Genomic DNA, 10,137 nt, shown 5'->3' with positions numbered 1-10,137 from the left:
GATGACGGGCTGGGCGGCGCGGTTTGCACTCGGTCTCGCCGCGGCGCTGCTGGCGCTGATTGTCGTTTATGATTTCGTCAACCCGCCCACCACCTACACGATGTGGAGCGAGGGGCGGAGGCTTGGCGGCATCGACCAGGAATGGACCGATGCAGAGGATATCGCCCCGGTGATGCTGCGCGCCGCGGTGGCGGCGGAGGATGCCAATTTCTGCAACCACTGGGGCTTCGACATGGCGGCGATCCGTCAGGCGATCGACAAGGGCGCGAACCGCGGCGCCTCGACGATCTCGCAACAGGTGGTGAAGAACGTATTCCTCTGGCAGGGCCGGAGCTGGCCGCGCAAGGCGCTCGAGGCGATGCTGACGCCGCCGGTGGAGGCGATCTGGACGAAGCGGCGGATCCTCGAGATCTATCTCAATGTCGCGGAATTCGGCGAGGGCGTGTTTGGCGTCAATGCCGCCGCCTTCCACTATTTCCGCACCACGCCCGACAAGCTCTCGGCGCATCAGGCGGCACTCCTCGCCGCGGTGCTGCCCGATCCGAAGGAGCGCTCGGCCGCCAAGCCCTCGCGTTTCGTCTCGCGCCGGGCCAATGCGATCGTGGATGGCGCCGAGACGATCCGCCGCGATGGCCGTGCGCGCTGCTTCAGCGACTGATCACATAAGCCCGACCAGCACCGAGACCCAGAGCGCGAGCGTGCTGATCCGGGTTTGCCGGTAGAGCCGGAGCCGCGCGAAGGCAATCAGGCGCGCTGGTACGCTGCGGCCGCGCAGCGCCGCGAAAGCATCGAAAAGCGCGCGGTTTTCCGGTGTGAAGCGATGGCGCGAGCCGCTGAGCGCGGCGATATTGATCGTGGTCCAGTCGCGCATCGTACCGCGCAAGAGCATGCCGAGCCGTTGCATCTGTGCCCGGCGCGAATCGTTCGCGCCGATCTCGTTGGCGGCGTGTTGGCGATAGAGAAGCGTTGGGGTGTCGTCATGCACGATCCGCCCGCCACAGCCCGAAAGGATCTGGTAGACCCACCAGTCGTGCACCACGACGCGCGCCGCCTCGGCGCTCGCAGCCAGCACGAGCGCCGCTCCCGCCGCATCAAGCAGGATCGTGTTGCCCGCTACCACATTTTGCACCAGCGCATTGCGAAAGCCGAGCGGACGCGGGCGCGGCACCGAGAGCCGCGGGGTCTGCAGTGCGTGATCGACGATGAAGGTACGGCTGCAAAACAGCCCGGGCCCCTGCCCCGGCGCGGCGGAAAGCGCCGCGATGCCGCGCGCAAGCCGGTCGGGCAACCAGACATCGTCCTGATCGGAAAAGGCGATCCAGGCGCCGGGCGGGGCGCTTTGCGCCGCCTCGCGCAAGAGCGCCATGAAATTCGCCGCGGCCCCGCGGCGCGGCCCCTCGATCAGCCGCAGCGCATGGCCTTCGGCGGCAAAGCCTGCGAGGATTTCGCGGGTCGCATCGCGCGAGCCGTCATCGCCGACCAGAAGCGACCAGTTGCCATGCGTCTGGGCGACGAAACTGTCGAGCTGGGCGCGCAAGCATTCTGCCCCCTCATAGGTCGCCATCAGGATGACGACATGCGGCGCTGCGGTGTTGCTCGCCCCGGTCTTCGTCACCGCGACCTCCTGCTCTGGCTGGCTGTCGCAGTCCTAGAGCCTTGGCGGCAGGGTTTCAACCGCGCCGAGGTCCGCACGCATGGCTAAGCTTTCGTCAAACCGCCGTTCCTAGGCTCGGGCCTATCCCAGCCCTCAGGAGCGATCATGGCCGACACATCTGCAATCCTCGCCTTGCCGTTCATCCTGCCCTCGCAGGCGCAAAAGCATGTCACCCACAACGAGGCGGTGCAGATGCTCGATGTTATCGTGCAACTTGTCGTGGCGGGCTTCGAGGCCGAGACGCCGCCCGCAAGCCCCACCGAGGGCGAGGTGCATGCTCTCGGCGCCGCCCCCACCGGCGTCTGGGCCGGGCAGACTGCGATGCTCGCCGCCTATATCGACAATGTCTGGCGCTTCGTCATACCCAAGCCCGGCTGGCGTGCCGCCACCCCCGCGGGCGACTTGCGGCTGTTCGACGGCAGCACCTGGGTCCGCCCCGCCGTCGATTTGCAGGAGTTCGCAACCCTTGGCATCCAGACCACGGCAGATACGACCAACCGCCTTTCTGTTCGCGCACCCGCCACGCTTCTGAGCCATGAAGGCGCGGGCCATCAGCTCAAGATCAACAAGGCGGCGGCAGGCGAGACGGCGAGCCTGCTTTTTCAGTCGAACTGGTCGGGCCGCGCCGAAATGGGCCTCGTCGGCGAGGAGGCTTTCGCGATCAAGGTCAGCGCCGATGGCAGCAGCTTCCTTTCGGCGCTGCGCTTTGATCCGGCAACGGGTCATGTGACCGGCGCGGCGGTGCAGCAGGCCGCCACGGATATCACCTCAGGGCGCTTGATGCGGGCCGATTACGGCTATGGGCCCGGCAATCTGCTTGGCGTGGTGAGCCAGGCTGCGGGGGTGCCCACTGGCGCGGTGATCGAGCGCACGAGCGGCTCGGGCGGCGAGGCGGTGCGCTTTGCCGATGGCACGATGATCTGCACGCAGGTGCTGAGCTTTGCCTCCGTCGCGACGGCGAGCGGCGCGCTTTTCACATCGGCCGCACAGAGCTGGACCTTTCCGGCGAGCTTTGCCGCGCCCCCGGTCCTGAGCGGTGCGGCGGAGGGGGTGATGCGCTGGATGACCTTCGGCCCCTCCAGCACTACGGCCGCCGATCTCGCACTGATGGCAACTGCGAGCAGCGCCAGCGCGGTCAATGCCAGGGTCATGGCATTCGGCCGCTGGATCTAGCGTTCGGCTCAGCCCTTCTCGCGCAACAGGCCCAACAAATATTTGCCGTAATCGTTCTTTTTCAGCGGTTCGGCATGGGCGGCAAGCTCTTCGGCACTGATCCAGCCCGCCTCATAGGCGATTTCTTCGGGGCAGCCGCTCTGCATCCCCTGCCGCATCGAAAGCGTGCGCACGAAATTGCCCGCATCAAGCAGGCTGCCATGGGTGCCGGTGTCGAGCCAGGCGTAACCCCGGCCCATCCGCTCGACCGAGAGTGTGCCGTCCTTGAGATAGGTCTCGAGCAGCGACACGATCTCAAGCTCGCCCCGCGCCGAGGGTTTGACCATGCGCGCCCGCCGCGGTGCATCACCATCAAGGAAGTAGAGCCCGGTCACGGCATAATTCGAGGGTGGCACCTCGGGTTTCTCGATGATCTCCTGGACCCGCCCCAGCGGGTCGAATTTCACCACGCCGTAGCGCTCCGGATCGGCGACATGGTACCCAAAGACCGTGCCGCCGGTTTCCTTGCGGTCTGCCGAGGCCAGCAGTTCCGGCAGGCCGTGGCCAAAAAAGATGTTGTCGCCGAGAACCATCGCCGAAGGCGCCCCGGCCAGGAAGTCTTCCGCGAGCAGATAGGCCTGCGCAAGCCCGTCGGGCGAGGGCTGGGTGATCCATTCGATCTTCAGCCCCCATTGGCTGCCATCGCCGAGCAGGCGCTTGAATTGCTCCTGATCCTGCGGCGTGGTGATGATCGCGATTTCGCGGATCCCGGTCAGCATCAGCACCGTGAGCGGGTAATAGATCATCGGCTTGTCATAGATCGGCATCAGCTGCTTGGAGACAGCCATGGTGACCGGGTAAAGCCGTGTTCCGGACCCACCCGCGAGAATGATGCCTTTGCGCCGTGTCATTTCGCTCCTTCCAGAATTTTCAGAATTTCTGACAAACCGGTTTTCCAGTTCGGACGGTTGATGCCGAAGACCTCTGCCGTGCGGCTGCAATCGAGCCGTGAATTGGCCGGACGGCGCGCCGGGGTCGGATAGGCGGAAGAGGGAATATCCTCCACCACGGTCGTCCGCCCCGCCTGCACGAAGATCTCGCGGGCGAAATCGGCCCAGCTCACATCCGGTGCTCCGGAAAAATGATAGGTGCCGCTTTTTGCGGGATTCTCGCTCAACTGGCGCGCGATTTCGAGACAGGCCACGGCGATTGCGCGCGCGGGCGTCGGCCCGCCGATCTGGTCGGCGACGATGGTGAGCTTTTCACGCGTTTCCGAAAGCCGGAGCATGGTCTTGACGAAATTCGTCCCGTCCGCGGAGACCACCCAGGAGGTGCGCAGGATCGCATGGCACCCGCCCGCTGCGCGCACCCCTTCTTCGCCTGCGAGCTTGGAGCGGCCATAAGCGCCAAGCGGCGCGGTGGGGGCATCCACCGCGAAGGGGGCTTCGCCAGAACCGTCAAACACGTAATCGGTCGAAATATGCACGAAGGGGATGGCGAGCGCGGCGCAGGCTTCGGCCATCGCGCTGGGTGCTGCGCCATTCACCTGCGTTGCCGCCGCTTCCTCGGTCTCCGCCTTGTCAACGGCCGTCCAGGCGGCGGCATTGATCACGACATCGGGCTTGGCGGCGCGGATCGCCGCGGCACAGGCCTCGGGGTTCATCAGATCGGCCGCCTCCCTGCCAAGATAGAGCGCCTCGGGCGCGAGCACCTGAAACGCGCGGGCAACCTGACCGGTTTGGCCAAAAACCAGCATCATGCCTTGCCCAGCCTTTCGCCCACGCCGGCGCGGCCCTGCAGCGCGCGCCACCATTCCGCGTTGTCGAGATACCATTGCACGGTCTTCTCGAGCCCTTCCTCCACTGTCACGCTCGGCCGCCAGCCCAGTTCGGCGCGGATCCGCCCCGGGTCGATCGCGTAGCGCGCATCATGGCCCGGACGGTCGGTGACAAAGGTGATCTGATCGGCGTAGGAACCGGCGTCCTTCGGCCGTAACCGGTCGAGAATCGCGCAGAGCGTTTTCACCAGCGCGAGATTGGTGCGCTCGTTCTCGCCCCCGATATTGTAGCTGCGCCCCGGCGCGCCCTTCTCAAGCACGAGAAGCAGCGCATCGGCATGATCTTCGACATAGAGCCAGTCGCGGATGTTCGAGCCATCGCCATAAATGGGGAGCGGCTTGCCCGCGAGCGCATTCAGGATGATCACCGGAATGAGCTTCTCGGGGAAGTGGAACGGCCCGTAATTGTTCGAGCAATTCGTCAGCACCACGGGCAGGCCATAGGTCTCGTGCCAAGCCCGGACCAGATGATCCGAGGCAGCCTTCGAGGCAGAATAGGGAGAGCGCGGATCATAGGGGGTGTCTTCGGTAAATTTCTGCGTCGGATCGGGCGGCAGCGACCCGAAGACCTCGTCGGTCGAGATGTGATGGAAACGGAAGCATTCCGGGCGCCCCCGCGCTTCCCAGAAGCTGCGCGCGGCCTGCAACATGTTGTAGGTGCCCGTCACATTGGTCTCGATGAAAACGCCCGGCCCGTCGATCGAGCGATCCACATGGCTTTCGGCGGCCAGATGCATCACCGCATCGGGCGCATGGGTCTCGAACACCCGCGCGAGCGCGGCCGGGTCGCGAATATCGGCCTGTTCAAAAGCATAAAGCGGGCTTTCGGCGACGGATGCGACATTCTCGAGGCAGGCCGCATAGGTGAGCGCGTCGAGGTTGATCACCGCATGGCCGCGCGCCACCGCAAGGCGCACCACCGCGGAGCCAATGAACCCGGCGCCGCCGGTCACCATAATCTTCATGCTCAGACCTCGTCGGTGAAGGGCGAGACGAAATCGGTAAAGGCGGGTGCCTTTTCGTCCTTTTCGGAAAGGATCGGTGTGATCCCGGCAAGCGGCCAGTCGATGCCGCAGCTGTCCCAGCGCACCCCGCCATCGCAGTCAGGCGCGTAATGATCGGTGCATTTGTAGATGATTTCGCTGTCAGGCTCGAGCGTCATGAAGCCGTGCAGGAACCCGGCGGGGATCCAGAGCTGGCGGCCGTTCTCGAAGCTGAGCTCCTCGCCGATCCAGTGACCATAAGTGGCCGAGCTCCGCCGCGCGTCGACCGCCACATCAAAGATCCGGCCGCGCCCGCAGCGCACAAGCTTGCCTTGCGCATGGGGCGGGCGCTGGAAATGCAGCCCGCGCACCGTGCCGACCTCGCGCGAGAGGGAATGATTGTCCTGCACGAAGTCGGGCAGGATCACCCCTGCCTGTTCAAGCGTGCGCCGGTTCCAACTCTCCGAGAAGAAGCCGCGGTGATCGCCAAAGCGCTTCGGCGTCAGGATCAGAACGCCCGGGAGGCTGGTTGCTTCCACCATCATGCTATGTTTCCTGCGGCAATAATCTGCGCAAGCTATAGCGGGCCAAAACCCGGAATTCCACCCCAAAGGCCACGGCCTCTGCGCAAGCGAAGCCCGAATATTTGGGCGGCTGACGGCGTTGATGATGTGACCGCCCCCCGACGGCATTGATGTGCCACGGCGGGTCTGCGATGATCCACAAAGGAGGACGGTCATGTCGGGGATTATCACGGTCGGGCTCGATCTGGCGAAGAATGTGTTTCCAGTGCATGTCGCTGACGGCGCAAGGCGAGCAGTTGTGCGCAAGAAGCTGCGGCAATAGTTCTCAACTTGCTGAGCGAGGCTGTGCCCGAGCGTGAGAACGAAATTTCAAGTCTTTGGATTGATCACGGACACGCGATAGATGTCGCAGAGAGACCAATGATCACTTGATCATCCCGGCTGTTATGTCAGGTTCGGGCTTATCCGTTTCTGGTGCCCCAATAACGCTCGCGCTGTACCTGGGGTGGCCGTCAGAAAAGCGGAGTCTTCAAACCTGTTCCGCGCGGGGCGCCAGTTTTCTGAACCGCCAAGCGCGGGGCGTTATGTGGCGACCAGCTCTGCGATCTTGGCCGCGACTTCCGGCATTGACTCTTCGGCAGTACTCAGTCCCGCACGGGACGCCAACAGTAGACTGACTTTCTCAAGCTCTTCATAGGTTGTTCCATGAACGACCGGGACAAGACGCTCACGCCGGAGGAGAGCCGAAAGCTCTTTGTCTGCGATGCCTTCCGCTGGGAGGCGGCGCAACATGGCCGGGGTTACCAAAACAATACCGACTCGAGAGTTTACCAAGCCCTTGTCGATCGCCCGCATCATTGGCACCCCGAGGCCAAGGTCCTTTTCACTGAACCATACGCGGACCCCCGGGCCTCCAGCAAATCATGCAATTCCTTGGCGGAGCCCTGCCTGTCATCCCATGCGTGGCATAGAAACACATCTTGAAGATCAGGCTGCGAGGCCGCTAGGTTTTCGACGTTTTCTCGAACCGGCGTGAGCGCCTGAACCTGTTCAGGCGTGTACCAGACTGACGAACCTGTTCCCGACCAGCGCGGCTTGGCGGTGCGGCGCCCTGAACTGTCGCTGGTCCGACCGCTGCTGCTCCCTGAGGAGGATGAAAGGGACGAATATGACCCGTAACTGCTGTAGCCATACCCGCTATAGCCGCTGGAGCGGCTCCCACATGCAGGACATGCGGCTGCGGCAGCTGCCGAGCGATGACCATTTACTAGTGCGGTACATCTCGCCATGCCTCTTCGCCTCCCTCACCAAACACCATTTCGTCAGTCAGCTGATCCATTGCGCACTACGGACGGATGTCGCTTTTTCCCATTCAGGGTCGCTCTTATGGTGACATGAATAATTTATCTCAACCGCGAGAACGGGGGAAGGACAGAGATGGCGGGAGACGAAAACTTCGCAAGCTTATGATTCTAAATCAATTTCGCAGGATGACGCTCGGCCCGAAAGAAAACCCGCCGACGTTTCAGTCGGCGGGACAGGGCTCGCTCAGTGGACAGGAGTGGCCAATTTATCTGAGCATCGAGACAGTTAAACGCCCATCACGATCAGCCGCATTTCGAATGGCCGCAATCGGCGCAGGTAAGGCAGCCTTCGACTTTGCGCAGCGCATAGCTGCCGCATGAGGGGCAGGCTTGGCCGCGGGGGGGCTCGCCAACCACCATTGCCTCGGCGCGCGGATCGGCCTTCAACCCCATGCCTTCGCCTGCGATAAAGCCGATCGCGATCAGATGCCTCTCGATCACGCCGCCGATCGCGGCGAGGATCGAGGGGATATATTGCCCCGTCATCCAGGCGCCGCCGCGCGGGTCAAACACGGCCTTCAGTTCCTCGACCACAAAGCTCACATCGCCGCCGCGCCGAAACACCGCGGAGATCATCCGTGTGAGCGCCACCGTCCAAGCGTAATGCTCCATGTTTTTCGAGTTGATGAACACCTCGAAGGGCCGGCGGTGCCCGCCCTGAACGATATCGTTCACGGTGATGTAGATCGCATGTTCCGAGCCCGGCCATTTGAGCTTGTAGGTCGCGCCTTCGAGCGCCGCGGGCCGGTCGAGCGGTTCGGTGAGATAGACCACCTCGGCGCCCGTATCGGCTTCGGGCGCCTTTTCGGAACTTTCCGAAACTGTGAGAACCGAGCCCGTGACTTCATTCGGCCGGTAGGTGGTGCAGCCCTTGCAGCCCGTTTCATAGGCCGCCAGATAGACATCCTTGAACGCGTCAAACGAGATGTCGACCGGGCAGTTGATCGTTTTCGAGATGCTCGAATCGATCCATTTCTGCGCTGCCGCCTGCATCTTCACATGATCCATCGGCGCCAGCGTCTGGGCATTGACGAAATAGTCGGGCAGGGACGCATCGCCCTTCATCTCGCGCCACATCTGCACCGCATAATCGACCACTTCCTCCTCGGTCCGCGAGCCGTCCTTTTGCAGCACCTTGCGGGTATAGGCATAGGCGAAGACCGGCTCGATTCCGCTCGAGACATTTCCCGCATAAAGCGAGATCGTGCCGGTGGGCGCGATCGAGGTCAAAAGCGCGTTGCGGATGCCGTGTCTGGCGATCGTGTCGCGCACGTCGTCATCCATCTGCATCATATTGCCCGAGGCGAGATATTTTTCGGCATCGAACAGCGGGAAGGCGCCCTTTTCCTGCGCCAGATCCGCAGAGGCGAGATAGGCCGCGCGCGCGATTGCCTTCATCCATGCCTCGGTCTGCGCGGCAGCTTCATCCGAGCCATAGCGCAGGCCGACCATCAAAAGCGCATCGGCAAGGCCGGTGACGCCAAGTCCGATGCGGCGCTTGTTCGCCGCTTCGGCCGCCTGTTGCGGCAGCGGGAAGCGCGAGGCATCGACGACATTGTCCATCATCCGTACCGCGGTGCGCACGAGATCGTCGAGCGCGGCCTCATCAAGGGCGGCGGCCTCCGAGAAGGGCGCGCTCACAAGCTTGGCGAGGTTGATCGAGCCGAGCAGGCAAGCGCCATAGGGCGGCAACGGCTGTTCGCCACAGGGGTTGGTCGCGGCGATCTGTTCAAGATAATTGAGGTTGTTCATCGCGTTGATGCGGTCGATGAAAATCACCCCCGGTTCGGCGAAATCGTAGGTTGCGCGCATGATCTTGTTCCACAGATCGCGTGCATGGATCGTGTGATAGACCTTGCCGCCGAACATCAACTCCCAAGGACCATCGGCCTTCACCGCCTCCATGAAAGCGTCTGTGATCAGCACCGAGAGGTTGAACATCCGCAGCCGCGCCGAATCCTGTTTGGCGGTGATGAAGGCTTCGATATCGGGGTGGTCGCAGCGCATCGTTGCCATCATCGCGCCACGGCGCGACCCGGCCGACATGATGGTGCGGCACATCGCATCCCAGACATCCATGAAGGAGAGCGGGCCCGACGCATCGGCCGCCACCCCCTTCACCGCCGCCCCGCGCGGCCGGATGGTGGAGAAATCATAGCCGATGCCGCCGCCTTGCTGCATCGTCAGCGCGGCTTCCTTCAGCATGTCGAAGATGCCACCCATCGAATCGGGGATCGTGCCCATCACGAAGCAGTTGAAGAGCGTCACGGTGCGCCCGGTGCCCGCGCCCGCCAGGATCCGCCCCGCGGGCAGGAACTTGAAATCCTCAAGCGCGGCGTAGAAGCGCGGCTCCCACGCCGAGGGATCCGTTTCGACCGAGGCGAGGTCGCGTGCCACCCGCCGCCAGCTGTCTTCCACCGTGGCGTCGAGGGGGGCCCCATCGGCCTCTTTCAGGCGGTATTTCATGTCCCAGATCTGTTCGGCGATCGGGGCGGAAAAACGGGTCATCTGTTCCTCGGTTTGTCTGGGCGGTCAGCGCGGATGGTTGCGAAAGGGAAAGCCCCGGAACATCTGGTGCAACCGGGGCGGGCACCCACCATACCGCGTATGACCTCCGGAGACC

Annotated in this window: 8 protein-coding genes and 2 pseudogenes; 3 read left to right on the top strand and 7 right to left on the bottom strand. The window is 63.5% G+C overall.

The window, feature by feature from the left end:
- Position 1: 1 nt before the first annotated feature.
- Positions 2 to 658: a monofunctional biosynthetic peptidoglycan transglycosylase gene (mtgA, locus tag CRO22_RS16030; RefSeq protein WP_245861009.1), complete on the top strand. Its 657-nt coding sequence runs from the start codon at positions 2 to 4 to the stop codon at positions 656 to 658.
- On the opposite strand, the gene CRO22_RS16025 is transcribed toward mtgA, so the two are convergent.
- A complete protein-coding gene (locus CRO22_RS16025; protein ID WP_245861006.1) occupies positions 659 to 1,615 on the bottom strand; it encodes a glycosyltransferase in 957 nt (318 codons plus the stop codon).
- 144 nt (positions 1,616 to 1,759) lie between these two features.
- Here CRO22_RS16025 and CRO22_RS16020 point away from each other — a divergent pair, with 144 nt between their 5' ends.
- On the top strand, positions 1,760 to 2,827 hold the full coding sequence (locus CRO22_RS16020) for a DUF2793 domain-containing protein (protein WP_097071168.1): 1,068 nt from the start codon (positions 1,760 to 1,762) through the stop codon (positions 2,825 to 2,827).
- Between the two features lie 8 nt (positions 2,828 to 2,835).
- Here CRO22_RS16020 and rfbA read toward each other — a convergent pair whose 3' ends face one another.
- The 4 genes from rfbA to rfbC are packed head-to-tail and all read right to left on the bottom strand — an operon-like array spanning position 2,836 to position 6,171.
- Positions 2,836 to 3,717, bottom strand: a complete 882-nt coding sequence (rfbA, locus tag CRO22_RS16015) for a glucose-1-phosphate thymidylyltransferase RfbA (protein ID WP_097071167.1) — start codon at positions 3,715 to 3,717, stop codon at positions 2,836 to 2,838.
- Positions 3,714 to 4,565, bottom strand: coding sequence for a dTDP-4-dehydrorhamnose reductase (gene rfbD / locus CRO22_RS16010; protein ID WP_097071166.1), 852 nt, complete (start codon positions 4,563 to 4,565; stop codon positions 3,714 to 3,716). The genes rfbA and rfbD overlap by 4 nt, the downstream gene beginning before the upstream one ends.
- Positions 4,562 to 5,608 carry a dTDP-glucose 4,6-dehydratase gene (rfbB, locus tag CRO22_RS16005; protein ID WP_097071165.1) on the bottom strand — a complete coding sequence of 349 codons (1,047 nt, stop codon included), beginning with the start codon at positions 5,606 to 5,608 and terminating at the stop codon, positions 4,562 to 4,564. Before rfbB ends, rfbD begins: the two co-directional genes overlap by 4 nt.
- Positions 5,609 to 5,610: 2 nt before the next feature.
- Positions 5,611 to 6,171: a dTDP-4-dehydrorhamnose 3,5-epimerase gene (rfbC, locus tag CRO22_RS16000; protein ID WP_097071164.1), complete on the bottom strand. Its 561-nt coding sequence runs from the start codon at positions 6,169 to 6,171 to the stop codon at positions 5,611 to 5,613.
- A 193-nt stretch (positions 6,172 to 6,364) separates the two neighbouring features.
- Here rfbC and CRO22_RS15995 point away from each other — a divergent pair.
- Positions 6,365 to 6,469 (top strand): annotated as a pseudogene (locus CRO22_RS15995) (IS110 family transposase); the annotation flags it as partial.
- 263 nt (positions 6,470 to 6,732) lie between these two features.
- Here CRO22_RS15995 and CRO22_RS19070 read toward each other — a convergent pair.
- Both CRO22_RS19070 and CRO22_RS15985 read right to left on the bottom strand, forming a co-directional pair.
- Positions 6,733 to 7,044: pseudogene (locus CRO22_RS19070) on the bottom strand (hypothetical protein); the annotation flags it as partial.
- Between the two features lie 713 nt (positions 7,045 to 7,757).
- Positions 7,758 to 10,022 carry an adenosylcobalamin-dependent ribonucleoside-diphosphate reductase gene (locus tag CRO22_RS15985; RefSeq protein ID WP_097071163.1) on the bottom strand — a complete coding sequence of 755 codons (2,265 nt, stop codon included), beginning with the start codon at positions 10,020 to 10,022 and terminating at the stop codon, positions 7,758 to 7,760.
- Between the last annotated feature and the right edge of the window lie 115 nt (positions 10,023 to 10,137).

Origin of the sequence: Rhodobacter maris (assembly GCF_900217815.1) — a bacterium.
Classification (GTDB): domain Bacteria; phylum Pseudomonadota; class Alphaproteobacteria; order Rhodobacterales; family Rhodobacteraceae; genus Rhodobacter; species Rhodobacter maris.
Note: the sequence above shows the minus strand (reverse complement) of the source record. Positions and strands in the feature narration are given on the sequence as shown.